The following is a 25240-nucleotide window of genomic DNA, read 5'->3' on the forward strand; positions in this document are numbered from 1 at the left end:
GTCGGCGTCGCCGCCGGCCGGTTGCTTTTGCGAGAACATTCATGCCCCGCGATACCGATAAAGACAATGCACGTGGCCGGCGTGATCGTCCCCCAGGCGGCAAGCGCCGATCCGGCGCGGCGCGCGGGCCGGAAAAGAAGCTCGCCAAGCGCGGCCTTACCGCGCGAGACGAAGGCAGCAAGCGGCCCTCGACCGGCAAGCGCGCCAGCGCGAAATCCTATGCCCGGACGTCGGAGGCGGGTGCGAGGAAACCCTATGCGGGCAAACGCGATGGCGGTGACGCCGCGCGGCCGCGCTTCAAGCGCGACGATGGCGGCGGCAAGCGTGCCTACGCGCCGCGCGGGGATTCACCTCGCGGTGAGCGCCCAGCCTTCAAACGTGACGATCGCGCGCCGCGCGCTGACCGTGGCGACGCGCCCCCTGCAAGGCGCTTTGCCGACAAGAAATTCGGGGAGAAACGTCCCTACACTCCACGAGGGGAGGGTTTCCGGAAAGACGGCGACCGTCCGCAGCGTGCGCGGCCGCAAGGCGATCGGCCTTATGGCGCGCGTCCGCCGCGCCAGGGGGACGGCGAGAAGCGCGCTTATGAGCCGCGCGGGGATCGCTCTGCCGGTGACAGAAAGTTTTCACGCGGTGCGGGGGATCGTGGTTCGCGCGGGCCGCGCAAGGAGTTCGGCGACCGCCCGGAACGTGGCGAATCCAAGCCGTGGGAGAAGCGCGATGCCCGCCCGCGCGATGATCGCGGCGGCGCAGGGCGTCCACGGTTCTCGAAACCGCGGGAAGATCGCCCGGAACGTGCTGCCGGCGGCGAGCGTGGCCCGCGCAAGTTTGATCGTCCGGAGGGCGAGCGTCCGCGCTTCGATCGCCCGCGACAGGATCGTTCTGCGGGCGACCGTCCTCGCAACGAACGCAATGCGTGGCAGGAGCGCCCGCGCCGGGAGGATCGCGACGATCGCCCGCGGCGCGACAATGAGGACGACAGCAAGGTCTTCGCGAAACGCCCGGCATTCGGTGGGCGCGGCGCCTATCGGGAGCGCAGGCCTGACGACGACCGCCGCGGCGCGCGGCCGGAGCCGAAGCCGAAGAAGGCTGGCGAACGCATCGCGAAAGTGATGTCGCGCGCAGGTCTTGCCTCGCGCCGCGACGCCGAGGAATGGGTCACGCAGGGCCGCGTCGCGGTCAACGGCCGCGTCATCAACTCGCCGGCGCTCGACGTCACCTCGCGCGACGTCATTACCGTTGATGGTCAGCCGTTGCCCGAGCGCGAGCGCACCCGGCTGTTTCTCTATCACAAGCCCCGCGGCCTGATGACGACCCACGCCGATCCCGAAGGACGGCCGACCGTGTTCGACAATCTGCCGGCAGACCTGCCGCGGCTGATCAGCGTCGGCCGGCTCGACTTCAACACCGAAGGACTGTTGCTGCTGACCAATGACGGCGGTCTGGCGCGCGCGCTGGAACTGCCGGACACCGGCTGGCTCAGGCGTTACCGCGTCCGCGCCCACGGCGAGGTGACGCAGGCGCAGCTCGACGCGTTGAAGCACGGCGTCGAGGTCGACGGCGTCAAATATGGCTCGATCGACGCCACGCTCGAGCGTGATCAAGGCGCGAATGTGTGGCTGACGTTTGCGATCCGCGAGGGCAAGAACCGCGAGGTGCGCAATGTGATGGCGCATCTCGGACTCGAGGTGAACCGGCTGATCCGTATTTCCTACGGTCCGTTTCAACTGGCCGAGATCGCGGAAGGTGAGGTCGAGGAAGTCAAGACCCGCGTGCTGCGCGAGCAGCTCGGCGACAAGATCGCCGCGCTCGCCAACGCGAATTTTGCCGGCGCCGCCGCCGAAGCCGATGCTCCCAAGCTCGGCCGCGACGGCACGCCACTGCGCTCGAAGAAAGATAACAAAGAGAGAACGAAACGTTCGCTGATCGAGGATCGCAAGGGCCGCAGCGTCGTGGTGCAGCGGACCGGCAGCGACGAGGCGCGGGCGCGCAACGAGGCCGAAGCCAACGGTTACGGTCCGCCGCGCCGGCCGAAGCGCGGCTATCACGGCAAGCGCGACCTGACGCCAAAGGATTGATAAGGGATTGAACGATGCGCGTCGTCGGCGGACGGCTGAAAGGCCGTAACATCGCCTCGCCTGCGTCGAATGCGATTCGGCCGACCCAGGATCGCCTGCGCGAGTCGCTGTTCAACATCCTCATTCACGCCTACGCCAATCCGATTGACGGCGCGCGCGTGCTCGATCTGTTTGCGGGCACCGGCGCGCTCGGCATCGAGGCGGTGTCGCGCGGGGCGAAGTTCGCGCTGTTCGTGGATAACGGCGCCGAGGCGCGCGCATTGTTGCGCAACAATGTCGAGGCATTCGGGCTCGGCGGCGTCACGAAGGTGTATCGCCGCGATGCGACCAATCTTGGCCCGGCGCATCCGATGGAGCCGTTCTCGCTGGTGTTCACGGACCCGCCCTATGGCAAAGGTCTGGCCGAACAGGCGCTGACATCGCTGCGCGAGGGCGGGTGGCTTGTGCCGGAGGCGCTGGTCGTTGTCGAGGAAGCGACCGCGGCTGCGTTTGCCGCGCCGGACGGTTATGACGAACTCGAACGCCGCGCCTATGACGACACCGAGTTCGTGTTTCTGCGGCCGAGCAGCCGCCGCTAGGCGCTACGCCTTCATCTTGCGCTTGAGAGCGGACGTGTTCAGTGCCACGGCGGTCCGAATAAGCGCTTTCAATGCTTTCTCATTGATCCTGTCGCCTTCATGAAGATCAATGGCGCGCCTGGTGTTACCTTCGAGACTGGCGTTGAACAGACCTGACGGATCGTCCAGCGAAGCACCTTTGGCGAAGGTCATCTTCACAGCGTTCTTATAGGTCTCGCCGGTGCAGATGATGCCGTCGTGCTCCCACACCGGAACGCCGCGCATCGCGTTCGACGGCTTTTTCCATTTCACCTGCTCGATCACATGGGGATCGGCCTGCCTGATGATGGCCCGGACGCGCGCGAGCATCTCGCCCCGCCAGTCGCCCAACTCCCTGATCCGGGCATCGATGAGGCGGGAGGGAAGATCCCCGTCTGTGGCCTCCTTCGCGCGGGACTTCTTCATGGATCACCTGCGCCCGAACAGCTTCTCGATATCCGCGAGTTTCAGTTCCACATAGGTCGGGCGGCCGTGATTGCACTGGCCTGAATTGGGCGTGGCCTCCATGTCGCGCAGCAGCGCGTTCATCTCCTCGGGCTTGAGGATTCGTCCGGCGCGCACCGAGCCGTGACATGCCATCGTGGCCGCGACATGCATCAGCCGCCGTTCCAGCGGCAGCGCCTCGTCCCATTCCGCCATGTGCTCGGCGAGATCGCGCAACAGCGCCGCTGCGTTGGTTTTGCCGAGCAGCGACGGCGTCTCGCGCACCGCGACCGCGCCGGGTCCGAAGGACTCGATGGCGAGACCGAATTTTTCAAGTTCATGCGCGCGGTCGATCAGCTTTTCGACGGTCGCCTCGTCCAGTTCGACGATGTCGGGGATCAGAAGAATCTGCCGCTGCACGCCATCGCGCTCCAGCGCTGCCTTCAATTTCTCATAGACGATGCGTTCATGCGCCGCATGCTGGTCCACCACGATGAGGCCATCGCGGGTCTGCGTTACGATATAGGTTTCGTGAATCTGCGTGCGCGCCGCGCCGAGCGGCCGGTCGATCAGGTCAACCGCCGGAGGGGCCTCGAACCGTACATCCGCGCTCGGCGCGCCGACGTCGAATGCGGCCTGTCCGGGCTCCGCCAAAACGGTCGCGGTCGCACCCTCCGACCATGGCCGCGCACCGGGAGGCGAGGCGGGTGATTGCCGCCAGTCCCAGTTCGCCGGCCGCGGCGCGGTCGCCGGACGAAATGCCGTCAGCACCGCGCCGTCGCTGTTTGCGGCCGTGCGGCGGCCCTCGCGCGCGAGAGCGTCCTTCAGCGCGTGCACGATCAGCGCCCGCACCAGCCCGGCGTTGCGGAAACGCACTTCCGTCTTGGCAGGATGGACGTTGGCGTCGACCTCCTGCGGCTCAGTCGTGACGAACAACGCCACCACGGGATGACGGTCGCGCGGCAGGTAATCGGAATAGGCTGCGCGCACCGCGCCGAGGATCAGCTTGTCGCGCACCGGGCGGCCGTTGACGAACAGATACTGGCCGAGCGCGTTGGCGCGCGTCAGCGACGGCGCGGCGGCGAAGCCCTCCACGATCACGCCCTCGCGTTCGGCACGCGCCGCGATGGCGCTGCCGCGGAAGTCTGCGCCGAGAATGTCGCCGAGCCGCGTCAACCGTCCCGCTTCGCCCGGCAGCGCCGCCGTCCAGGTCACCGGAGCGCGCTCTTCGCCCGCGAGCGTGAAGGCGATATCGGGCCGCGCCATCGCCAGCCGCCGCACCACCTCGCGGATCGCCTCAGCCTCAGTCCGGTCGGTCTTGAGGAATTTCAGCCGCGCGGGCGTCGCAAAAAACAGGTCGCTGACCTCGACGCGCGTGCCTTGCGTCAGCGCTGCCGGCGCGATTGCCGATTTCCGTCCGCGCTCGACGCTGAGCGACCACGCATGCGGCTCGCTGGCGTGGCGCGTGGTAATGGCAAGCTTCGCAACCGCGCCGATCGAGGGCAGCGCCTCCCCGCGAAAACCAAGTGTGCGGATGCGAAGCAGGTCCTCGTCGTCGAGCTTCGAGGTGGCGTGGCGGTCCACCGCCAGCGCGAGGTCGCCACGCGTCATTCCGCCGCCGTCATCGGTGACGCCGATCCGCCGCCTTCCGCCGCCGTCGGTGAAGATGTCGATGCGGCCCGCGCCGGCATCGACGGCGTTTTCCACCAGTTCCTTGACCACGCTTGCCGGTCGCTCGACCACTTCGCCCGCGGCGATGCGGTTGACGACGGTCTCGGGAAGCTGGCGGACGGGCATGCGCGGTCGCTTGGTTAGCTATTCGGGTCGATTCGAGCTTGATGCATTCTAGGTGGCGTGGCGGCAAATGCATGCCCCAAAAAAGGGAACCGGCGCTCCCAGCGCTAGCGCAGCCCTCGGGGGAGCGCGATCGTGCTCCATGATTTTGTTTTGACACGTTTTCTTGACGCGAACCGGTATCCGCTTCGCTCGAAAAAGCTCCAATGTCTGATTGTGGCTTCGGACCGCCAGGTATATCTTTTAGAAAAGTTATAAAGCAGACCGGAGGATACGCCATGTGCCGCCTGTTCGCTCATCAGCCTCAACGCGGCTATGAATCGCAGACCCGCTCGCTGCGGATCGGCGGTCATTGCACGTCGATCCGGCTGGAAATTGCATTCTGGGATACCCTGGAAGAGATCGCGGGCAAGGAAGGCATCAGCCTCGCGAAATTCCTCACGAAGCTTCACAACGAAGTTCTCGACCACCACGGCGAGGTGAAAAATTTCGCCTCGCTGCTGCGTTGCTCCTGCCTGATCTACCGGTCGCGTGAAGTCGCGGTGATGCCTGAACTCAACCGGGCGACGACGGTGCCGATCATGGACGCGGCGGAATAGCCGCGGCGTCATTTTTGTTCGCCGGAGCGGCGTGCGCGCCCCGCACTGACGAACCTCAGATTTCCTTCTTCTGCATCGCGCCGGCGATATGGTCGGCCTGCCTGATCGCGAGCGCCACGATCGTCAGCGTCGGATTGCAGGCCGCGCCGCTGGTGAACTGGCTGCCATCCGATACGAACAGGTTCTTGATGTCATGGGTCTGGCCGAACTTGTTCACCACGCCGTCGCGCGGCTTTGCGCTCATGCGGTTGGTGCCCATGTTGTGCGTGCTCGGATAGGGCGGTGTCGGATAGACCGCCGTCGCCCCGACCGCTTCATATATCGCAGCGCCTCGCTTGTAGGCGTGGCTGCGCATGGCGATGTCATTGGGATGATCGTCATAGTGCACGCTCGCGACCGGCATTCCGTGCTTGTCCTTGATCGTCGAATCGAGCGTCACGCGATTTGTTTCCTGCGGCATGTCTTCGCCGACCAGCCACATGCCGGCCATGCGCGGATAGTTCTCCATCGCGGAGGTGAAGGTGCGGCCCCATCCGCCGGGGTTGAGGAACGCCGCCATGAACGGCAGGCCGAGCGAGAGCGTCTCCATCTCATAGCCGCCCATGAAGCCGCGTTTCGGATCGTGCTTCGCTTCGTCGCGAACGATGCCCGCCATCGTGGTGCCGCGATACATGTGCACCGACTTCTCGAATGCGGCATAGACGCTGCCGGTCATGTGCCGCATGTAGTTGCGGCCGACCTGGCCGGATGAGTTGGCGAGACCATCGGGAAACATGTTCGATGCGCTGTTGAGCAGCAGGCGCGGGCTTTCGAGCGAATTGCCGGCGACAGCCACAATCCGCGCTTTCTGGCGCTGTGTCTTGCCGTCGGCATCGGCATAGACGACGCCGGTGACTTTGCCGGAAGGCGCGTGTTCGATCTTTAGCGCCATGCTGTTGGGCCGGACCTCGAGATTGCCGGTCGCTTCGCCCTTGGGAATTTCGGTGTAGAGCGTCGACCACTTGGCGCCGGATTTGCAACCCTGGAAGCAAAATCCGATCTGCTGGCACGAGCCGCGATTGTCGCGCGGTTCTGAGTTGATCGCCATCCGGCCGGTGTGCACTTCCTTGTAGCCGCATTTGCGTGCGCCGGCTTCGAGCACCTTGAAGTTGTTGTTGCCGGGCAGGCCGGGGATGTTGTTGGTGCGGGTGACGCCCATTTTATCCTCGGCCTTGGCGTACCACGGCTCCATCTCGGCGAGCGTGATCGGCCAATCCAGCAGATTGGCGCCGGGCAATTCTCCATAGGTGGTGCGGACCCTGAATTCGTGCTCGTCGAAGCGGAGCGAAGCGCCGGCCCAGTGCACTGTCGAGCCGCCGACCGATTTCACGATCCACGCCGGCAGATTCGGAAAGTCCTTCGCCACGCGCCAGTCGCCCGAGGTGGTTCGCATGTCGGTCCAGGCGAGTTGCGCGAAGCTTTCCCATTCGTTGTTGATGAAGTTCTCAATCTCGACGCGCGGACCGGCTTCGAGGATCACGACCTTGACGCCTTTTTGCGCCAGCTCGTTGCCCAGGGTGCCGCCGCCGGCCCCGGAGCCGACGATAACGACGACGCTGTCGTCATTCAGATCGAACTTTGCCATGTCTATGTCCTCCAACGGAACTGGGCGGCGTCCTCAGGTCTTCGGCAGCCAGTCGATGTCGTTGAAGCCGCGATGGATGTAGCCGCCGTGTTCGGCGGAGGAGCCCTCGTAACCGAACTTCGGCCACAGCGCCTGCTGGTTATAGAGCGAGACGACGAGGTCGGAGCGAAGCGCCTTGAAGAAGGCGGTCTGCTCGATGCCCAGCAGCAGCGCGACGCGATCGGATTCCCATCCGACGTCCACGTAGCTGCATTTGTGCTTGTCCTGGGCATTCTGATCGAGGCGCTTCACGCCGTCTTCGAGCATCGCCTTGACGGCCGGGTCTTTCGCCGCCTTGCCGTCCCATGGCTTGATCGCGGTGATGTAGTAACTGTCCACCAGGAAATCGTGCGGATAGATGTCGCGCGCTACCTTCACCAGTGTCTTCATCGTCGCTGGCTGCAGCGCGGTGGCGTCCTCCGCCCAGGCGTCTTCGACGCTGAGCGGAATGCTGGTCGCGATCGCAGCCACGGGCGCCGCTGCGGCTGCGCCCTTCAGGAAGGTGCGCCGCGAATGTTTGCTTCGGCGATCGACTTCTCTCATCGGAGTCCTCCCTCGAAGAATTCGTTGGTTGCCTCGCTGTGGAGGCATTATCCGAAGCGACCGCCTTTCTGGATCACCTCGATCTTGTAGCCGTCGGGATCGGAGACGAAGAAGAAGCGGGCCAGCGTCGATCCGTCGTGTTTGAAATCGCGCAGCGGTCCCGGCGATAATTTTTCTCGCTCGAAGCGAGCGTGCTCCGCATCCACGTCGTCGACCACGACGGCAAGATGGCCGTATCCGTCACCGAGCGAATAGGGCTCCTTGCGATCGAAATTCACGGTCAGTTCGACTTCAAAAGGCGAAGAGGGATGACGCAGATAGATCAATGCGAACTCCGGCCATGCCAGCCGTTCCGCAATCTGAAGCCCGAACGCGCGCGCGTAGAAATCGATCGACTTCGCTTCGTCAAGGACGCGGATCATCGAGTGAACCGGCTTGGCCATTCAGTTCAACTCCCTCGGCTTTCAGCCGGAATGACGCAACTCTTGGCGTCTTCACACCGTTGCCGTGCACAGATTTTAAGTCGCCGCTTCGGGGCTGTGGTAGTAGCGGGCTGTTTCAGGGCAGAACAAAAGAGAAGAACAAAAAGGCGCTGCGCCAAAAGTCGAATTCCGGAGAGCGGATGCCGGAGCTGACCTGATGTTGGATGGGGATCATTGCGAGACCGCTCGCGCCGAAACGATCCGGCAAGTCCGATGGACAAGCCAAAGGTTCCTATAGGGTTTTCAAGTGAAGTGGATACCGGTTCGCGTCAGGAAAACGCGTCAAACAAAAAGCAGAGTCCAGTTTTGATTCCATCAAAGCCGGGCTAGCTCTAGTCCTCGTATCCCGCCGGTTTGCGCCTTGCCTTGACGTCGCCACGATGTTTCTTGCCTTCGAGGCGGCGCTTCTTCGAGGCAAGCGTCGGCCTGGTGGCGCGGCGCGGCGTCGGCCGGGTCGCGGCCTTGCGCAGCAATTCGATCAGGCGATCGATGGCATCGGCGCGGTTGCGCTCCTGGGTGCGGAAGCGCTGGGCGTGGATGACGATCACGCCGTCCCTCGTCATCCGCTGTCCGGCGAGGCTTGCGAGCCGCACGGCCACGTCGGGGGCGAGCGTCAGGCGGCGGGTGTCGAAGCGCAGTTGCGCGGCGGTCGAGAGCTTGTTGACGTTCTGGCCGCCGGGACCCGAGGCACGGATGAAGCTGATCTCGATATCGTTCTCGTCGATCGCGATCTCACGCGTAATCCGCACCATCTAGTGCCCTTTTGAATCTGAAGTTCGCCTCATTATGCAGCGCCTTCCGGAGCGAACTTCAGATTCAAAAGGGCGCTAGAAAGTTTATAATTCTGGTGTGGTGCAGGTTCAAAGTTCGCTTGACGCGCTCGCAGAGAAATGAAGCGAACTTCTGAACCACCACGCTAGAGCATCATCCCGAAAAGTGGAAACCGGTTTTCGGACAAGATCATGCTCAATTAAAAAGATCAGACCAGAGTGCTGGTTCAACGCAGTTGAACCCGACTCTAGTGGGCGGCGGGGGCGGGGTGAGGCGCGGGCCGGGTCGCTCCTGGCTGGATCGCCGCCGGTTGCGCCGCCGCCTGGGCGCGTCCCACCACCACGGTCAGAAGCCCCTGTCCCCACAACCGCTTCGAGACGTTTCTGGCCTGGTCGAGGGTGACGGCATCGACGATGGAATTGCGCTTCTCGATGTAGTCGATGGGCAGACCGTCGGTCTGGTACTGCAGCAGGCCGGTTGCGAGCTTCGAGGAGGTATCGAGCTCCAGCATCTGCGATCCCTTCACGTAGGATTTAGCCTCGTCCAGTTCCTTCTGGGTTGGTCCGTCTTCGGCGAAGTGCTGGATTACCTTGTCGATCGCATCGATGCTCTCGCTGGCGCGGTCGGCGCGCGTACCGGTGGTTCCGGCAAACAGCGCCGAGTGTTTCATCCACAAGAGTGATTCCGAGACGGAATAAGCGAGGCCGCGTTTTTCACGAACCTCGCGATAGAGTCGGGACGACAGCGAGCCGCCGCCGAGAATGTGGTTGTCGATGTAGGCCGCCATGAAATCCGGATCGTGGCGCTTGACGCCGGGACCGCCGAACATGACCACGGTCTGCGGCACATCGAGCGGAACGAATGCGCGTTGCGGCGGCTTGGCGGCGACGACGTCGGCAACGGGTGTGAGGTCGCCTTTCGCGGGCAGCCCTCCGAAGGTTTGATCCAGCAGCTTTGCGAGGGCGACCGGCTCGATGTCGCCGACGACCGCGATTTTCAACTGGTCTCTCGCCAGCACGCGGTGCTCGTAGTTCCTGAGGTCGTCGGTCTTGATCGCAGGAATGCTTTCGAGGGTACCGTGCGACGGACGCCCGTAGGGATGATCGCCGAATGCGAGTTTGAGGAAATGTCGGCCGGCGAGCGCGTTGGGATTGGTGGAGTTGCGGCGCAGCTCGGACATGATCTGCGAACGGATCCGCTCGACATCATCGGCGTCGAATCGCGGGGAGGTGAGGGCGAGGTGCAGCAGGTCGAATGCCTCGCCGCTGTGCTCCTTGAGCATCCGCAACGAACCGCGGAAACGGTCGCGTTCGATGCTGAAGCTCAACTCGATGGCGCGGCGGTCGAGACGTTCACGGAAGGTTTTGGAGTCGAGATCGGCGGCGCCTTCGTCGAGCAGGCTCGCGACCATGTAGCCAACGCCCGGTTTGTCGGCGGGGTCCTGCGCCGCACCGCCGGCGAACGCATATTCCATCGCGACCAGAGGCACGGTCGCATCCTGAACGAACCAGGCCTCGATGCCTCCCGGCGTCACCAGATGCTGGATTTTCGTCGCGGCGAACGACGGATTTGCGGCGAGGGAAATCAACACGAAGCATATTGTGGCGAGCAGGCGGCGCGCCGCGCCGATCCGGATGCGTCTCACGACCGCTTCTCCTCGTGCGCCGGCGCGGTGTCCTTGATCAGATAACCCGTCACCGAGCGCGTCTTCACCAGCCACTTCTTCGCGGCTTCGCGGACCTGCGCGGCAGTCACCGCGCGGATGCGATCCGGCCAGCCCCTGATTTCGTCGACGCTCAATCCCACAGTCATGCCCGCGCCGTACCAGCGCGCCAGCGTCGTCTGACTGTCCTGGGCGTAGATCGCCTGCGCGATCAACTGCGTTTTCACGCGCTCGAGATCTTCGGCAGGCACGGGGTTCGTGGCGAGATTTGCGATCACGGCGTCGATCGCCTTCTCAATATCGGCGAAACTGACGCCCGGCTTCGGCGCAACCGCGATCGCGAACTGGGTCGGATCGACCATGGTGCCCTGATAGGAAGCGTTGGTGCTGACCGCGAGCGGCTTGTCGACGACCAGCGCGCGATAGAGATACGCGTTGCTGCCTTCGCCCATCAGTTGCGCAAGCACATCCAGCGCGGGACTTTCGCCGGCGGCGGCGGTGGTCGCGGCAGGCACGAGATAATAACGCCGCAGCATCGGCTGTTCGACGCGAGGGTCCGCGAGCGTGACCGTCCGCGACGCAACCGGCAGCGGTTCCTGCGGGCGGATGCGGACCGGCGGAATCGCGGGCTGCCGGGGCACCTGGCCGAAAGTCTTTTCGATCTCGGGCCTGATTTTCTGCGCGTCCACGTCGCCGGCGATCACCAGCGTCGCGTTGTTCGGCGCATAGAACCGCTTGTAGAAGGCGAGCGCGTCCTCGCGGGTGAGCTTCTCGATCTCGTGGTGCCACCCGATCACCGGACGGCCATAGGGATGATTGAGATACAGCGCGGCCATGATCTGTTCGGTCAGCCGCGCGTCGGGATTGTTGGCGACGCGCATGTTGTACTCCTCGAGCACCACGTCGCGCTCGGGCAGCACGTTTTCGTCCTTCAGCACCAGGCCGGTCATGCGGTCGGCCTCGAACGCCATCATCGTCGCGAGCTGATCGCGCGGCACGCGCTGGTAGTAGCCGGTGTAATCGAAGTAGGTGAAGGCATTCTCCTCGCCGCCGACGCGCAGCACCGTCTGGGAGAACTCGCCGGCCGGATGTTTGGCGGTGCCCTTGAACATCAGATGCTCAAGGAAATGTGCGAGCCCCGATTTGCCCGGCGTTTCGTCTGCCGAGCCGACCTTGTACCAGATCATCTGCGTGACCACCGGCGTCCGGTGATCGGGAATGATCACGACCGCAAGCCCGTTCGGCAGGGTAAAGGTGGTCGGGGGCTGCCCGGTCACGGTCTGCGCCCGGGCTGCTGTGAAGGCAAACAGGAACGCTAAGCAAAAGGCCAGCGCCGTGAAGGCGCGGGCGGTCGGTCGTCGCAATGCTCTCATGGTGTGCACCAGCGGCAAGTTGTCGGAAGCGTCACGGATTGCCGTCGGTCCTTGTGCTGGAGCCAATCATTCGGTCGCGCATTCGGTCACGGCGTCGTCTGGTCCTGATGATTACGAGAGCCGATCCGCATCGTGTTGTACGATCCGGACAGAGAAACCATCAGCCGGGCCGTCCGTGCTCCCGATCGCCATCACTCTTTGCGTTCTTTGCCGCTGTTGACATCGACATACGTATTGCCGAGAGCTTCCCTCGGTCCGGTGCCATAAGCGTAATTCGGCGACGGCGTCTGATAGCCCGGCGGCGGCTGCGTCAGTCTTTCCCGTTCCGGCTCGCCCCTGAATGGAGCGCTCTCCGATTTGCTGCCGAACAGGTTGCCGAGCTTGCCGGTGAAACCGAGTTGCGAGGGGCTCAGTGACGGATTCTCGTACTGCGGCTTGCCCGGTTGATCCGTCTCAGCCTGTCGGGTGGTGCCGGAACCGTGCGTTGCGAGCTGGCTCGGCAGGATCGAGCGGCCTTCTTCCTCGGGCGTCGGCTTGCTTCGCTTGCGGGCGGCGATCGTTTCCCTGTGGCGCTCGACATCGGGATCCTTCGGCCAGTTCGGGTCCCTGATTTCCTTGGCGACGGAGCCCGGCGGCGGCAGATCGATCTTGGGCGGAATCACCAGCGGCGACCGCTCGCGATACTCGATGCCCTTGTTGTCCATGTTGGTGGCGCCGATGCCGCTCATCAGGTTGCTGATGAATTTCTCCTCGAAGGTCGAGTCATCGTCGTCGTCCTGGGCGCGGGCCACGCCGGAAGACAGCACGACGGCGATGCCCAGGGCCACGGCCGCGAGGCGGACGCTGCGCGGCAGCATTCCCGAAGCCTTGGGCACATCCCAACCGTTCCGTCCGGTTTTGCGCATCGCGTTTATCCTGTTCAGTTTTCCGAAGGGATCGCGGCCGAAGCCGCACGCACTCCGACCAGCCCCTATCGTCCGGGATCAGGGCGCTTTTGCGGCGGGTGTTCCGAAGAAGGAATCATACAACAGGGCTATCACACCGGCAACGATCGCCACGTCGGCAATGTTGAACACATACCAGCTATAGGTTTTTCCCGCGAACTGGACGTGAAACAGCGCGAAATCCACCACCGCGCCATAGGCGAAGCGGTCGATGGCGTTGCCGATAGCGCCGCCGATGATGAGTCCGAGGCCAATTGTCGCCGTGCGGGTGTGCGAACGCGCCATCCAGATCGCCAAAAGCACCACAGCGACGGCCTTGACCGCGACCAGGATCGTGGCGCCCACAGGACTGTCGGTCTGGAACCAGCCGTAGCTGATGCCGGTGTTCCAGGCCAGCACCAGGTCGAAGAACGGCGTAACTCTGGCGGCGCCGCGACGACCGATATCGAACACGTAGAGCAGCCACAGCTTCGAGGCCTGATCGAGGATCAGTGCCGCGACGGCCGCGACGACGCCGGAGCGTAGTACCGGTGTCACACGCTCACCCCCAGCGCCTTCCATTCCCGCAGCGCCTGCGCATCGCGCGGCGACACGTCCGGATATTCCTTGTCGTCGCCAACGGTCGGCAGGATTTTCCACGAACGGGCGCACTTGGTGCCCGCGGCTTTCTCGACCACCACGGCGACGCCCTGGACGTTCGGCAGACGGAATGCGTCGACAGGCGCGTCGCCCTCGCGCACCTCATAGTTCGAAGTGATGCAGACCTCGGCCAGGTCGACGTCGAACAACGTCGCCAGCATGGCGCGGTCGGCGATATAGATGATCGGCGAGGCTTCCAGCGAGGAGCCGATCCGCTTGGCGGCGCGCTCGAGTTCCAGTGCGCCGGTGACGACGCTGCGCACGGCGCGGATGGTCTCCCACTTCGCGGCCAGGGCGTCGTCGCGGAAATTGTCGAAATTCTCGGGGAACGTCGTCAGGTGCACCGACGGCTCCGCGTCCGGGCGATACAGCCGCCACGCTTCTTCGGTTGTGAACGACAGTACCGGCCCCAGCCATTTCAGGATCGCGTCACACAGCGTATCGATCACGGTGAGCGCTGCCTTGCGCGCCGCCGATGACGGCGGATCGCAATACAGCGTGTCTTTGCGGATATCGAAATAGAACGCCGAAAGTTCAGTGTTCATGAAGGCCGCGAGACTGGCGATCACGATCTTGTAATCGAAATCCGCGTAAGCCTTGCGCACCACTTCGCTCTGTGCCGCCAACTGGTGCAGCATCAGGCGTTCCAGTTCGGGCATGTCGGCGAACGCGACCGCGTCGCCGCGATCGAAGTGATGCAGCGTGCCGAGCATCCAGCGGATGGTGTTGCGCAGTTTGCGATAGGTTTCCACGGTGTTCTTGAGGATTTCCGCGCCGATGCGCTGGTCGTCAGCGTAATCGGTGGCGCAGACCCACAGCCGCAGGATGTCGGCGCCGGAATCCTTGATGACCTTCTGCGGATCGACCGTATTGCCGAGCGACTTCGACATCTTGCGGCCGTTCTCGTCGAGCGTGAAGCCGTGCGTCAGCACCACGTCGTAAGGCGCGCGGCCCCGCGTGCCGCAGCTTTCCAGGAGCGAGGAGTGAAACCAGCCGCGATGCTGGTCGCTGCCTTCCAGATACATCACGGTATCGCGACCGCCATCGACCTTGCGCTTGATGCCGGCGAGGCCGGGGAAATGCACGGGATCTTCCAGCACGAAGGCGTGGGTGGAGCCGGAGTCGAACCAGACGTCGAGGATGTCGTCGACTTTCTGCCAGTCCTCATTGGCACGTGAGCCGAGGAAGCGTTCGCGCGCGCCTTCGGTGTACCAGGCATCGGCGCCTTCCTTCTCAAAAGCGTCGGTGATGCGTTTGTTGACGGCCTCGTCGATCAGGATTTCCGCGGAGCCGTCGCCCTTTTCGCGCACAAACACCGCGATCGGCACGCCCCAGGCGCGCTGGCGCGAGATCACCCAGTCCGGCCGGTTGGCGATCATGCCGGTGATGCGGTTCTGTCCTTGCGGCGGCACCCATTGCGTCACGCTGATCGCTTGCAGCGCGCGGGCGCGCAAGGTGTCGCCGGGCTTTGCCTTGCCGTGGTCCGCGATATCCGTAGCTCCGGCTTTGGCCGGAGCGTTCAGAATATCCCTGTCCATCGCGATGAACCACTGCGGCGTATTGCGGAAGATCACCGGCTTCTTCGAGCGCCACGAATGCGGGTACTGGTGTTTCAAACGCCCGCGCGCCAGCAGCATGTTGCGCTCGACCAGCGCCTTGATGACGGCGTCGTTGGCGTCGCCCTTCTCGCCCTTGTCGGTGAGCACGCGCTTGCCCGTAAAGCCCGGAGCCTGCGCGGTGAGCGCGCCGTTCTCGTCGACGGTGTAGGGGATCGCGGTCGTGATGCCGCGCGCCTCAAGCTCGCGCGCATTCGCCGTCCAGATGTCGAAGTCCTCGCGGCCATGTCCCGGCGCGGTGTGGACGAAGCCGGTGCCGGTATCGTCGGTGACGTGATCGCCTGCCAGCAGCGGCACGGTGAAGTCGTAGCCGCCGGGCAGGCCGTTCAGCGGATGCGCGCATTCCACCGCATCCAGCGTATCGGCAGGAATGTCGCGCACTCTCTCATACGTCGTGACGCGCGCCTGCTTGAAGACGTCGGCGGCGAGATTGTCGGCCAGGATCAGAAGATCGCCGGTCTTGGCCCAGTTGTCGGCGGGCGCATCGGTGACCTTGTAGAGGCCGTAGGCGATCTTGTTCGAGAAGCTGATGGCGCGGTTGCCCGGCAGCGTCCACGGCGTCGTGGTCCAGATCACAACGTTCGCCTGCGCCAGCGCGCCGTGCGCCGGCGAGGTCACCGGAAACTTCACCCAGACGGTATCCGAGGTGTGGTCCTCGTACTCGACCTCGGCTTCGGCAAGCGCGGTTTTTTCCACCACGCTCCACATCACCGGCTTGGAGCCGCGATAGAGCGTGCCGTTAGCGGCGAACTTCATCAGTTCGCGCGCGATCTGCGTCTCGGCAGGATAGGTCATGGTGGCGTAGGGATGGTCCCAGTCGCCGATGATGCCGAGGCGCTTGAACTCCTCGCGTTGGACGTTCAGCCAGTGCTCGGCGTAGGCGCGGCATTCCTTGCGGAACGCGACCATCGCGGCCGACTCCTTGAAGTTCGGTTTCGCCTTGCCCTTGGAGCGGTAGTTCTCCTCCTCGATCTTCCATTCGATCGGCAGGCCGTGGCAGTCCCAGCCCGGCACGTAATTGGAATCGTGCCCCAGCATCTGCTGGCTTTTGGTCACGACGTCCTTGAGGATCTTGTTCAGCGCATGGCCGATATGGATATGCCCGTTGGCGTAAGGCGGGCCGTCATGCAGCACGAATTTCGGCCGCCCCTTCGCACGCTCGCGGAGTTGCCCGTAAAGATCGATCTCGTTCCAGCGCGCCAGAATCTCCGGCTCGCGCTGCGGCAGTCCGGCGCGCATCGGGAATTCCGTCTGCGGCAGGTAGAGGGTTTTGGAATAGTCGGGGGCGTCGGATTTTTTCGGCTTTTCGGTCATGGCGGGGTGAATAGCGTGTTTTGGTGGGAAGGGGAAACCCGGTTTGGCAGCTCTTTCTTACCTCTCCCCTTGCGGGAGAGGGTGGCGAGGTGAGCGTAGCGAAACTGAGCCGGGTGAGGGGTTGTTTTTCCGACCCCAGCATCTGCCCCCCTCACTTGCTTCGCGGCTCCGTCGCTCAGCACCCTCTCCCGCAAGGGGAGAGGGAGGAAGCGCGACTCACCCGATCTCTCCCAGTTTTGGGAATGCATCGGGCGCGGCCGCGAGCATGGCCCGTGCGATGTCGGCATCGCTGTCCATCCGGCGAACCAGCGTCTCGACGCTGTCGAATTTCAGCTCGTCGCGAATGAAGCCGATGAAGGCCACGTCCAGCGTGGTGCCGTAGAGGTCGCCCTTGAAGTCGAACAGGAACACTTCGAGGAGCGGCGCGCCGTTGTCGAAGGTCGGGCGGCGGCCAAAGCTCGCGACGCCGTCGAAGCGCCGCTGATCCTTTCCCTGGCCGCGTCCCACCCTCACGGCATAGACGCCGTGCCTGAGCCCGCAATCCTTGTCGAGGCGGATATTGGCGGTGGGATAACCGAGCCCGGCGCCGCGCTTGTCGCCGTGGATCACCTCGCCGGTCACGAACCACGGTCCGCCGAGCATGGCGGTGGCATCCGCGATCTGGCCTTCCGCCAGCGCCATGCGGATCGCGCTGGAGGATACCGGACGTTCGTCGATATCGATAGGGGGCTGCACGTCGACCTCGATGCCGAAGCGCGTCGCCTCGCTCGCCAAAAGGCTGGGCGAACCGACCCGGCCTTTGCCGAAATGGAAATCGTAACCGACGGCGATGCCGCTGATGCCGAGGCGGTCGATGAGATCATGGTGAATGAAATCCTGCGCCGTGGTGCCGGCCCGTGCGGCGTCGAAGGTCATAACCACGGCCCCGGTGAGGCCCGTTGCAGCCAGCAGCCGCAGCTTGTTGGTCTCGTCGGTCAGGCGGAACTGCGGGGTGTTGGGGCTGAAAAACTTTCGCGGGTGCGGCTCGAAGGTGACGGCAAGGGCCGGCTTCCCACGGGCGCGCGACATTCGGAGTGCCGCCGCGATCACCGCGCGATGGCCGAGATGCACGCCGTCGAAATTGCCCATCGCCACCACCGAACCCTTGGGAATCGCAGCGGTAGGCGTGGTGTCGCGGATGATGGCAAATCGGGAGGTCATTACCGTTTCGTTGATGGGTGGGGAGCCGGTTGAAGTCAAGCGCGGCTGGCCGGCTTTTCGGAGCACCGGCGCTGCTCCGCGTCCATTCCCGGATTAACGCGCTGTTTAAGGGCTGGGGAGTAGGAAGGGGAGCCGACCCGCGGGGGCAGGACCGGCGAATTCCGGCATGCTCCCAGGATGGCCCGCACAGGCGGGCCTTTGACGATTTCGGCACACATAGAATGTGGCGTGCAGGGGGTTCAAAATGGCAGTAGACTTGTCGATGTCGGTTCTTGTGGTGGACGATTACAACACCATGATCCGCATCATCCGGAATCTTCTCAAGCAGCTTGGGTTCGAGAACATCGACGACGCCAGCGACGGTTCGGCGGCGCTGAACAAGATGCGCACCAAGAAATACGGCCTCGTGATCTCCGACTGGAACATGGAGCCGATGACTGGCTACGATCTGCTCAAGGAAGTCCGCGCCGATGCCAATCTCGCGATGACGCCGTTCATCATGATCACGGCGGAGTCGAAGACCGAGAACGTGATCGCCGCCAAGAAGGCCGGCGTGAACAACTACATCGTCAAGCCGTTCAACGCGGCGACGCTGAAGAACAAGATTGAAGCGGTGTTCCCCGACAGCGTTCCGGCGTAACGCCGGCGCTTTTCGAACTGACCTCGTTTCGATTTCTGCTCTGGCGATATGTCTCCGTCATGCCTGTGCCGGTCACGGGCATTCACGCCTTGAGGTTCGCTTCTGATGAAATCAGAAGCGGGCTTTTTATTGTTTTGCTTCAAGCGAACCGGCTATCCATCCTCGGTCAAGCTCCGAGGACATTTTTCTCTAGCCCTACCACTTCAGTTCGCGCATCAGCGCCAGCGGCGGATGGCCGAACAATTCCTTGACCGAGGCCGGATCGAGTTGGTCGACACCGGCGAATTCCTCGGAATGGATGCCGCGCGTCAGGAACAGCAGGTCGATGCCGAAGGCGTGGGCGCCCATCAGGTCCGTGCGTACGGAATCGCCGATCGCGAGTACCCGGTTCAGCGGGGTATCGTGGCCGCGCCGCTCCCGCGCCAGCGCCATGGCCCGCTCGTAGATTGGCCGGTGCGGCTTGCCGTAGAAAATCACCTCGCCGCCGAGTTCCCGATAGAGTTCGGCGATGGCGCCGGCGCAATAGAGCAGGCGGTCGCCGTGTTCGACGACGATATCGGGATTGGCGCAGATCAGCGGCAGCTTGCGTTCGCGCGCCTGCATCATCAGGGCGCGATAGTCCTCGGCGGTTTCGGTCTCGTCGTCGAACGGGCCGGTGCAGATGATGTAGTCGGCGCGTTCGATCGGCGCAAATACGGGATTGAGGCCGCTGTGGATCGAACTGTCGCGCTCCGGGCCGAGCCAGTAGACCGCCTTGGTGGGATGCTCGGCGACATAGCAGCGCGCCAGATCGCCCGATGAAGCGATGGCGTCATAGCAGTCGTCGGGGACGCCGAACTTGCGCAATTGCCGTTGCACGGCCTCGGCAGGGCGCGGCGCGTTGGTGATGAGGATGACGGTCCCGCCCTTGTCGCGGAACGTCTTCAGCGCCGCGCAGGCTTCGGGAAAGGACACGAGGCCGTTGTGGACGACGCCCCATATGTCGCTGAGCACGACATCCCTGTCGATCGCGAGGTCGCGCAGATGTTCGACGAAACGAAGGGCCGTCATTGCGCTCGGATGCTCAGACCGCACCGCTGGCGCGGCGCGCCAGTGCGGCGGTGCCGGTTTTGCGGAACGGATGGTCGGGCTTGGTGGAGCCGGCTTTCGGCTTGTCGGTTGTGTCTGCCGGCGCATCCGGACGCAGCGGTCGCGGCGCGGCGAACAGAAAACCCTGACCGAAGCGGATGTCGTAATCAAGCAGGTCGACCACCGCCCGTTCGTTTTCGATCCGCTCCGCGATCAAGTCGATGCCGAATCGTCCGAGCAGGTCGGAGATGTCGGCCGGATGGATGTCGGAGGCCGATGTCTGATGCGGGTCGAGAAGCAGCGAGGCCGGTACCTTGATGAAGCGGACGCCGCGGTCGGCCAGTTCGCGCGGCTCGATGCGGAGGTCCGTCACATGGTCGATGGAGAAGCGGTAGCCGCGCTGCGCCAGAGCGGCGAGGTGCTCGCTTTCGGTCAGGCCGAGGCCGCGCAGCGTGCTATGCTTGAATTCGAGGATCAGCGAAGGCGCCAGCGCGCGATTGGCTTCGAGGAAATCGAGGCACTGCCCGAATGCGGTGCGGTTGCCGAGCGTCGCCGCGGAGAGATTGCAGAACAGGCTGGCGTCCTTGTTGCGCATCTGGAGGCGGCGCAGCACCTCCATGCAGCGCACCACCACCATGTTGTCGATGTGCCCCATCAGGCCGGCCGCTTCGGCGGCGGGGATGAAATCGCCGGCGGCGAGATGCGTGCCGCGGGCATCGCGCAGCCGCACCACCGCTTCGTAGTAGCGCATCTTGCGCTGCGGAAGCGTGACGATCGGCTGCAGGAAAATATCGACGCTGTTATCCTCGATGGCGCTCCTGATCGCGGTCAGGATCGGCGAGTCGTTGCGGTTCGGTGCGGCACTCGTTACGGGCGGGCGGGGGGGAGCAGGCGCCGCAACCCGTATCGGGGGCGGGGGCTCGGGCATCGGAGGCGGGGCGGCTGCCGGCAGCGCCGCCAGGATGTCCTCGTGGGTGGCGACAGAGGCGGCGAGTTGCCTGACCAGTCCGCCAAGCTCGCTGATTTCCCCGAGCGCGGATTGAAGTCCTGATTGAATGCGGTCGTGCCCGGCGGAGTTGGCCGAGACCACCTTGCTCTCGGCGGCTGCGAGGCGACGCCCGAAGTCGCCGACCTGGCGGGCGAGGTCGGCGATGCCGTGCGAGAGATCGGCGATCTGGCCATCGACATCGCTGCGGTCGCGCATCCGCATCGAGACCGCGTTGAACAGAACGAGGAAGGTCAGCGCGGCCAGCGCCACGACGGCGGCTTCCGACGCATTCAGGCTGGTCAGCGAATAGAGCGCGACGCCGAGCGAGCCGGAGACCAGCACCATGCAGATGGCGACGAAAATCGTGGAAATACGGATCATCTGGCGCGAAAAGGCTCCCGCTGCCGGGCAATCTCCGGCGCTTTCGGACCGTCACACTACCATTATCGGTGATTCGGCGGGCAGTCTTCTACCGTTTCCGCCGGAATCGGACCAGACGCTCAGGCGACGGCGCGAATCACCCTGGCCACCTTGTCGACGATCTCGCCGATCTGATCGTCGCTGGCGATCAGCGGGGGGGTCAGCGCCAGCGTATCGCCGGCGATGCGCATCATCACGTCGTGGTCGTGGAAGCCGCTTCTCAGCGCCGCGAAGCCGCGGTCGCCCGGTCCATTGCCGTTGGGAGCAAGATCGATGCCCGCCGTGATCCCGACGGTGCGGATATCGACCACGTTGGGCTCGTTGCGCAGGCTCATCACCGCGTCGGCGAATGTCGGCTCGAGCGTCCTGGCGCGCTCGAACAGCTTTTCGTCGCGATAGATGTCGAGGGTGGCGAGGCCGGCGGCGCAGGCCAGCGGGTGCGCCGAATAGGTGTAGCCGTGGAACAGTTCCACGGCGTTCGGCGGGCCGGACATGAAGGCGTCGTGGATGGTGTCGCGCACCAGCACGCCGCCCATCGGAGCCGCGCCGTTGGTGATCCCCTTGGCGAAGGTAATCATGTCGGGCAGCACGCCGTAGCGTTCGGCGGCGAACGCGTAGCCGAGCCGGCCAAAGCCGGTGATGACCTCGTCGAAGATCAGCAGGATGCCGTGCTTCGCGGTGATCTCGCGCAGCCGCTTGAGATAGCCCTTGGGCGCGGGCAGCACGCCGGTCGATCCCGCCATCGGCTCGACGATCACGGCGGCGATGGTGTTGGCGCCGTGCAGGCCGACGAGGCGCTCCAGTTCGTCGGCGAAATGTGCGCCGTAGTCAGGCTCGCCTTTGCTGAAGGCCTGCTTTTCGCGATCGTAGGTGGATTGCAGATGGTCGACGCCGGTGAGCAGCGTGCCGAACATCTTGCGGTTGCTGACGATGCCGCCGACCGAGGTGCCGCCGAAGCCGACGCCGTGATAGCCGCGCTCGCGACCGATCAGGCGGATGCGGCTGCCCTGGCCGTTGATCTGGTGATAGGCCAGCGCGACCTTCAGCGCGGTGTCCGCCGCCTCCGATCCCGAATTGCAGAAGAACACGTGATCGAGGCCGTTCGGCGCGAGCGCGGCGATGCGGTTCGCAAGCTCGAACGCCTGCGGAATGCCGAACTGGAACGGCGGCGCGAAGTCCAGCGCCTCAGCCTGCTTGCCGATCGCCGACGCGATTTCCGCGCGGCCGTGACCGGCATTGCAGCACCACATGCCCGCGGCGCCGTCGATGATCTTGCGGCCGTCGGTTGAGAAATAGTGCATGCCCTTGGCGCCGGCGATCAGCCGTGGCGCCGCCTTGAAGGCGCGGTTGGCGGTGAACGGCATCCAGAACGCAGCCAGATCGTTCGGCGCGGGCGGGGCGGGGCTCTTGTCTAGCATCGGAGGCCTCTTCTTGATGTCTCGGCATGTTCGGCGCCAGCCTATCCCCTTTTTGCAAGGCTGCGAAATGCGGTTTGCCGCATCGAGCCCATGTGCCCGGATGTTGTGCGAATTGTGGAAGCGCCTGCGGCATACGCGCGGCAATGGCGGGGTGGCGAACTTCCGCGCATCTATATACCACCTTTAGTGTATAATTCATTCATATACACTTAATGGTTGTATGGCTCAGTACGCCGTATGACACGCTTCGGTAAACGCTTCGATTCTTCCAGATTGCGCCGGCTGGCGCGCTGCCCTCGCGGCGCATCCGCAGTCGAGTTCGCGATATTGCTGCCGCTGTTTCTGATGCTGGTGTTCGGCATCGTCGTGTTCGGCGCCTACTTCACGATGGTGCACGGCGTGCAGCAGCTTGCCGCCGAAGCGGCGCGCTCCTCGGTCGCGGGCCTGAGCGAGGCCGAGCGAGTGAGTCTCGCCGAAAGCTACATCACCGCGAATGCCGGCTCGTATCCGCTTTTGCAGCCGGCCCGTCTGTCGGTGAGCGCGGCAACGTCGGGCAGCGACGTTTTCGTCGTCACCGTCAATTACGACGCCTCCGGCAACTTCATCTACACGCTGCCATTCGTGCCGTCGCCGCCCACCACCATCGTTCGCTCGGCGGCGATCCCGTTCGGCGGTTTTTGAGGAGACGTGCGATGCCAGGCCTGCTTCGGCGCTTTGTCTCGGATACGCGCGGCAACTTCGCGATCATGGGCGCCGGATGCATGGTGCTGCTGCTCGGCTGCGCCGCGCTCGGCGTCGACATCGGCTCGATCTATGCCGATCGCCGCAAGTCGCAGAGCGCGGCCGACCTGGCGGCGATCGTCGCTGCGGGCAACATCGGCAAGGCCAGGAACGCGGCGGCCGCCACGGTGACGGCCAACGGTTATCCGGCGAGCGCGCTGGTCTCGGTCGAACTCGGCACCTATACCGCCAACGCCGCGCTCGCACCGCAGGCACGTTTTGCGACGCCGGGAAGCGGAGCCGCCAACGCAGCGCGGGTGACGCTGCGCACGCAAACTCCGCTTTACTTCGCGCGCATGTTTACCGGAGGCAATCACTTCGACATCACCACGCGCGCCACCGCGGCAAGCACTGCGATGGCGTCGTTCGCGATCGGCTCGCGGCTGCTCGCGCTCAACGGCGGCCTCCTCAACGCCGTGCTCGGCCGCATGCTGGGGACGACGCTGTCGTTGTCGGTGATGGACTATCAGGCGCTGATCGATGCCCACATCGACGCCTTCGATTTCCTCAACGCGCTGGCGACGCGGCTTGACCTGACCGGTGTCACCTACGACTCCGTCCTGTCGGGCAACGTGAAGGTCGCCGATATCGTGGCGGCCATGCTGAGCGCGCAACAGGCGGCGAATGGCCTGAACGCGGCGACCTTGGCGCTGTCGAACATCTCGCTGGCGCTGGCCGGGGTGACCACCACCATCGTGCCGGGAACGCTGATCGACGTCGGCCCCTATTCGGCGATGACGGTTGGCTCGAAACCGAAAACCGGCGTCAGCGCGTCGTTGTTCGACCTGCTGTCGGCGACGGGTGCGATCGCCAACGGCACCAACCAGATCGCGGCGTCCGTCAATCTCGGCCTGCCCGGCATCGCCGCCGTCTCCGTCATGGCGACGATCGGCGAGCATCCGCAGGGCAAGAGCTGGATGACGGTGGGTACGCAGGGCGCCAGCGTACATACCGCGCAGACCCGCGTCCTGATATCGATCAAGCTGCTCGGCAGCGGCGCGGTGCCGGCCGTCAATCTGCCGATCTATGTCGAGGTCGCATCTGGAACCGCAACGCTCGACGACGTGAGTTGCAGCCGCCCCGATGTAACGGCGTCGACCGCCTCCCTCGGCGTCACGCCCGGAATCGTCGACGCATGGATCGGCAACGTCTCGGTGGCCGAGATGACCAACTTCACCAGCAAGCCAGATCCCGGCGCGGCGACGCTGGTCAATCTCGGCGCGGTCACCGTGACCGGCCGCGCCCATGCCGGCATGGGAAACACCGCGCCGACGCCGGTGACCTTCAGCTATGCCGACATTGCCGCTCAGATGAAGAAGACCGTGACCACAACAGATTTCACCGCGTCGCTGACCGCGAGCCTGCTCGGGGATCTCACACTCAAGGTCAATGTCGGACCGCTGGGCCTGCCGATCCCCGGCCTCGGCCCGACCGTGACGGGAATCATCGGCGGCGCCACGGCATCGATCGATCAGGTGCTGGCGCAGGTTCTGGCGGCGCTCGGCATCGGCATCGGGCAGGCCGATGTCTGGGTCTCCGGCATCCGCTGCGACGGCGCCGTGCTGGTGAATTGAGACTCAGGTCAGATGAGACGCCTGCTCCGCTTCTCCCTCTCCCCGTTTACGGGGAGAGGGTTGGGGTGAGGGGTTCGGCGGCTCTGCGCAGCACCGAACTGATTGTCGACAGCACTCCCTCAATATTTCCAAGCACGTCATTGTTCCAAAATCGAAGAACTCGATATCCGTTCATAATCAGATACTGGTCTCGAGTTTTATCTCTTTGCGAATTCGCGTGCTGTCCGCCATCCACCTCGATAACGAGCTTTCGCTCACGGCATACGAAATCGCAAAAGTAAGGACCGACAGGCGCCTGGCGCACAAATTTGTGGCCACCGTTCTGCCGGGCGCGCAGATGTTTCCAAAGGTTCATTTCGGCGTCCGTCGAATTGGTTCGCAGACGTCGTGAGAAACCGGTGACCGCTGGTTTCGGACCACGCATGCGAAAAAGCCCCTCACCCGGATCGTTTCACGATCCGACCTCTCCCCGCAAGCGGGGAGAGGTTAGGAAAGCTCGTAACGGGCTGTCTCTTCACACTCCCTTTCGGCGGGAGGAGGCCTTGCTTCTCCCTCTCCTCGCCTGCGGGGTCGAGACGAGCGGGACTCGCTTTGGGAGGGCAGGGCGAGGGGGTGTTTCGGATGATGAGCGCC

22 protein-coding genes are annotated in these 25240 nt (G+C 64.2%); 6 read left to right on the forward strand and 16 right to left on the reverse strand.

From position 1 onward, the window contains the following. The first annotated feature begins 41 nt into the window (after positions 1-41). Entirely contained in the window at positions 42-2078 is a 2037-nt protein-coding gene (locus ACS3WB_RS02670) for a pseudouridine synthase (protein WP_438274030.1), read from the forward strand. A 14-nt stretch (positions 2079-2092) separates the two neighbouring features. Further along, a complete protein-coding gene (gene rsmD / locus ACS3WB_RS02675; protein ID WP_438274031.1) occupies positions 2093-2656 on the forward strand; it encodes a 16S rRNA (guanine(966)-N(2))-methyltransferase RsmD in 564 nt (187 codons plus the stop codon). A gap of 3 nt (positions 2657-2659) precedes the next feature. On the opposite strand, the gene ACS3WB_RS02680 is transcribed toward rsmD, so the two are convergent. Further along, positions 2660-3100: a DUF1801 domain-containing protein gene (locus ACS3WB_RS02680; RefSeq protein WP_438274032.1), complete on the reverse strand. Its 441-nt coding sequence runs from the start codon at positions 3098-3100 to the stop codon at positions 2660-2662. Positions 3101-3103: 3 nt separating this feature from the next. After that, on the reverse strand, positions 3104-4915 hold the full coding sequence (mutL, locus tag ACS3WB_RS02685; RefSeq protein ID WP_438274033.1) for a DNA mismatch repair endonuclease MutL: 1812 nt from the start codon (positions 4913-4915) through the stop codon (positions 3104-3106). 275 nt (positions 4916-5190) lie between these two features. Here mutL and ACS3WB_RS02690 point away from each other — a divergent pair, with 275 nt between their 5' ends. Then, positions 5191-5511, forward strand: coding sequence for a ribbon-helix-helix domain-containing protein (locus tag ACS3WB_RS02690; protein ID WP_438274034.1), 321 nt, complete (start codon positions 5191-5193; stop codon positions 5509-5511). 55 nt (positions 5512-5566) lie between these two features. On the opposite strand, the gene ACS3WB_RS02695 is transcribed toward ACS3WB_RS02690, so the two are convergent. From ACS3WB_RS02695 to ACS3WB_RS02740, 10 genes are all read right to left on the reverse strand, one after another. After that, complete coding sequence (locus ACS3WB_RS02695; protein ID WP_438274035.1) at positions 5567-7135, reverse strand: GMC family oxidoreductase; 1569 nt, start codon at positions 7133-7135, stop codon at positions 5567-5569. A 33-nt stretch (positions 7136-7168) separates the two neighbouring features. Further along, positions 7169-7717 carry a twin-arginine translocation signal domain-containing protein gene (locus ACS3WB_RS02700; RefSeq protein ID WP_438274036.1) on the reverse strand — a complete coding sequence of 183 codons (549 nt, stop codon included), beginning with the start codon at positions 7715-7717 and terminating at the stop codon, positions 7169-7171. 47 nt (positions 7718-7764) lie between these two features. Further along, positions 7765-8160 carry a VOC family protein gene (locus tag ACS3WB_RS02705; RefSeq protein WP_438274037.1) on the reverse strand — a complete coding sequence of 132 codons (396 nt, stop codon included), beginning with the start codon at positions 8158-8160 and terminating at the stop codon, positions 7765-7767. Positions 8161-8531: 371 nt separating this feature from the next. After that, positions 8532-8951, reverse strand: a complete 420-nt coding sequence (gene arfB / locus ACS3WB_RS02710; RefSeq protein WP_438274038.1) for an alternative ribosome rescue aminoacyl-tRNA hydrolase ArfB — start codon at positions 8949-8951, stop codon at positions 8532-8534. A gap of 266 nt (positions 8952-9217) precedes the next feature. Next, entirely contained in the window at positions 9218-10582 is a 1365-nt protein-coding gene (locus ACS3WB_RS02715) for a M16 family metallopeptidase (RefSeq protein WP_438274352.1), read from the reverse strand. Between the two features lie 29 nt (positions 10583-10611). Continuing rightward, positions 10612-12006 carry a M16 family metallopeptidase gene (locus tag ACS3WB_RS02720; protein WP_438274039.1) on the reverse strand — a complete coding sequence of 465 codons (1395 nt, stop codon included), beginning with the start codon at positions 12004-12006 and terminating at the stop codon, positions 10612-10614. Positions 12007-12197: 191 nt separating this feature from the next. Further along, positions 12198-12911, reverse strand: a complete 714-nt coding sequence (locus tag ACS3WB_RS02725) for a hypothetical protein (protein ID WP_438274040.1) — start codon at positions 12909-12911, stop codon at positions 12198-12200. A gap of 78 nt (positions 12912-12989) precedes the next feature. Next, positions 12990-13487 (reverse strand): signal peptidase II, encoded by a 498-nt coding sequence (gene lspA, locus ACS3WB_RS02730; protein ID WP_438274041.1) that lies wholly within the window; start codon positions 13485-13487, stop codon positions 12990-12992. Further along, on the reverse strand, positions 13484-16519 hold the full coding sequence (ileS, locus tag ACS3WB_RS02735; protein WP_438274042.1) for an isoleucine--tRNA ligase: 3036 nt from the start codon (positions 16517-16519) through the stop codon (positions 13484-13486). Before ileS ends, lspA begins: the two co-directional genes overlap by 4 nt. Before the next feature lie 216 nt (positions 16520-16735). After that, positions 16736-17719 (reverse strand): bifunctional riboflavin kinase/FAD synthetase, encoded by a 984-nt coding sequence (locus tag ACS3WB_RS02740; protein WP_438274043.1) that lies wholly within the window; start codon positions 17717-17719, stop codon positions 16736-16738. A gap of 244 nt (positions 17720-17963) precedes the next feature. Between ACS3WB_RS02740 and ACS3WB_RS02745 the strand changes: the two genes are divergently transcribed. Then, a complete protein-coding gene (locus ACS3WB_RS02745; protein WP_292617193.1) occupies positions 17964-18359 on the forward strand; it encodes a response regulator in 396 nt (131 codons plus the stop codon). 195 nt (positions 18360-18554) lie between these two features. Here ACS3WB_RS02745 and ACS3WB_RS02750 read toward each other — a convergent pair whose 3' ends face one another. The 3 genes from ACS3WB_RS02750 to ACS3WB_RS02760 form a co-directional block, all read right to left on the reverse strand. Then, positions 18555-19409 carry a TIGR01459 family HAD-type hydrolase gene (locus tag ACS3WB_RS02750; RefSeq protein WP_438274044.1) on the reverse strand — a complete coding sequence of 285 codons (855 nt, stop codon included), beginning with the start codon at positions 19407-19409 and terminating at the stop codon, positions 18555-18557. Positions 19410-19422: 13 nt separating this feature from the next. Next, entirely contained in the window at positions 19423-20796 is a 1374-nt protein-coding gene (locus tag ACS3WB_RS02755) for an EAL domain-containing protein (RefSeq protein ID WP_438274045.1), read from the reverse strand. 119 nt (positions 20797-20915) lie between these two features. Next, the gene (locus tag ACS3WB_RS02760) at positions 20916-22253 is read right to left on the reverse strand and encodes an aspartate aminotransferase family protein (RefSeq protein ID WP_438274046.1); all 1338 of its coding nucleotides are present in this window, start codon (positions 22251-22253) and stop codon (positions 20916-20918) included. 237 nt (positions 22254-22490) lie between these two features. Here ACS3WB_RS02760 and ACS3WB_RS02765 point away from each other — a divergent pair, with 237 nt between their 5' ends. Then, positions 22491-22934 carry a TadE/TadG family type IV pilus assembly protein gene (locus ACS3WB_RS02765; RefSeq protein ID WP_438274047.1) on the forward strand — a complete coding sequence of 148 codons (444 nt, stop codon included), beginning with the start codon at positions 22491-22493 and terminating at the stop codon, positions 22932-22934. A gap of 11 nt (positions 22935-22945) precedes the next feature. After that, positions 22946-24607: a pilus assembly protein TadG-related protein gene (locus ACS3WB_RS02770; protein ID WP_438274048.1), complete on the forward strand. Its 1662-nt coding sequence runs from the start codon at positions 22946-22948 to the stop codon at positions 24605-24607. A gap of 46 nt (positions 24608-24653) precedes the next feature. Here ACS3WB_RS02770 and ACS3WB_RS02775 read toward each other — a convergent pair whose 3' ends face one another. Beyond that, positions 24654-25031, reverse strand: coding sequence for an endonuclease domain-containing protein (locus ACS3WB_RS02775; protein ID WP_438274049.1), 378 nt, complete (start codon positions 25029-25031; stop codon positions 24654-24656). Between the last annotated feature and the right edge of the window lie 209 nt (positions 25032-25240).

This window comes from Nitrobacter sp., assembly GCF_051535215.1.
GTDB lineage: Bacteria > Pseudomonadota > Alphaproteobacteria > Rhizobiales > Xanthobacteraceae > Nitrobacter.

What these genes read in the sequence shown, in the direction of transcription:
- ACS3WB_RS02670 (WP_438274030.1), top strand. Translation starts at nt 42, where the DNA reads ATGCCCCGCGATACCGATAAAGACAATGCACGTGGCCGGCGTGATCGT.
- rsmD (WP_438274031.1), top strand. Translation starts at nt 2,093, where the DNA reads ATGCGCGTCGTCGGCGGACGGCTGAAAGGCCGTAACATCGCCTCGCCT.
- ACS3WB_RS02680 (WP_438274032.1), bottom strand. Translation starts at nt 3,100, where the DNA reads ATGAAGAAGTCCCGCGCGAAGGAGGCCACAGACGGGGATCTTCCCTCC.
- mutL (WP_438274033.1), bottom strand. Translation starts at nt 4,915, where the DNA reads ATGCCCGTCCGCCAGCTTCCCGAGACCGTCGTCAACCGCATCGCCGCG.
- ACS3WB_RS02690 (WP_438274034.1), top strand. Translation starts at nt 5,191, where the DNA reads ATGTGCCGCCTGTTCGCTCATCAGCCTCAACGCGGCTATGAATCGCAG.
- ACS3WB_RS02695 (WP_438274035.1), bottom strand. Translation starts at nt 7,135, where the DNA reads ATGGCAAAGTTCGATCTGAATGACGACAGCGTCGTCGTTATCGTCGGC.
- ACS3WB_RS02700 (WP_438274036.1), bottom strand. Translation starts at nt 7,717, where the DNA reads ATGAGAGAAGTCGATCGCCGAAGCAAACATTCGCGGCGCACCTTCCTG.
- ACS3WB_RS02705 (WP_438274037.1), bottom strand. Translation starts at nt 8,160, where the DNA reads ATGGCCAAGCCGGTTCACTCGATGATCCGCGTCCTTGACGAAGCGAAG.
- arfB (WP_438274038.1), bottom strand. Translation starts at nt 8,951, where the DNA reads ATGGTGCGGATTACGCGTGAGATCGCGATCGACGAGAACGATATCGAG.
- ACS3WB_RS02720 (WP_438274039.1), bottom strand. Translation starts at nt 12,006, where the DNA reads ATGAGAGCATTGCGACGACCGACCGCCCGCGCCTTCACGGCGCTGGCC.
- ACS3WB_RS02725 (WP_438274040.1), bottom strand. Translation starts at nt 12,911, where the DNA reads ATGCGCAAAACCGGACGGAACGGTTGGGATGTGCCCAAGGCTTCGGGA.
- ileS (WP_438274042.1), bottom strand. Translation starts at nt 16,519, where the DNA reads ATGACCGAAAAGCCGAAAAAATCCGACGCCCCCGACTATTCCAAAACC.
- ACS3WB_RS02740 (WP_438274043.1), bottom strand. Translation starts at nt 17,719, where the DNA reads ATGACCTCCCGATTTGCCATCATCCGCGACACCACGCCTACCGCTGCG.
- ACS3WB_RS02745 (WP_292617193.1), top strand. Translation starts at nt 17,964, where the DNA reads ATGGCAGTAGACTTGTCGATGTCGGTTCTTGTGGTGGACGATTACAAC.
- ACS3WB_RS02750 (WP_438274044.1), bottom strand. Translation starts at nt 19,409, where the DNA reads ATGACGGCCCTTCGTTTCGTCGAACATCTGCGCGACCTCGCGATCGAC.
- ACS3WB_RS02755 (WP_438274045.1), bottom strand. Translation starts at nt 20,796, where the DNA reads ATGATCCGTATTTCCACGATTTTCGTCGCCATCTGCATGGTGCTGGTC.
- ACS3WB_RS02760 (WP_438274046.1), bottom strand. Translation starts at nt 22,253, where the DNA reads ATGCTAGACAAGAGCCCCGCCCCGCCCGCGCCGAACGATCTGGCTGCG.
- ACS3WB_RS02765 (WP_438274047.1), top strand. Translation starts at nt 22,491, where the DNA reads ATGACACGCTTCGGTAAACGCTTCGATTCTTCCAGATTGCGCCGGCTG.
- ACS3WB_RS02770 (WP_438274048.1), top strand. Translation starts at nt 22,946, where the DNA reads ATGCCAGGCCTGCTTCGGCGCTTTGTCTCGGATACGCGCGGCAACTTC.
- ACS3WB_RS02775 (WP_438274049.1), bottom strand. Translation starts at nt 25,031, where the DNA reads ATGCGTGGTCCGAAACCAGCGGTCACCGGTTTCTCACGACGTCTGCGA.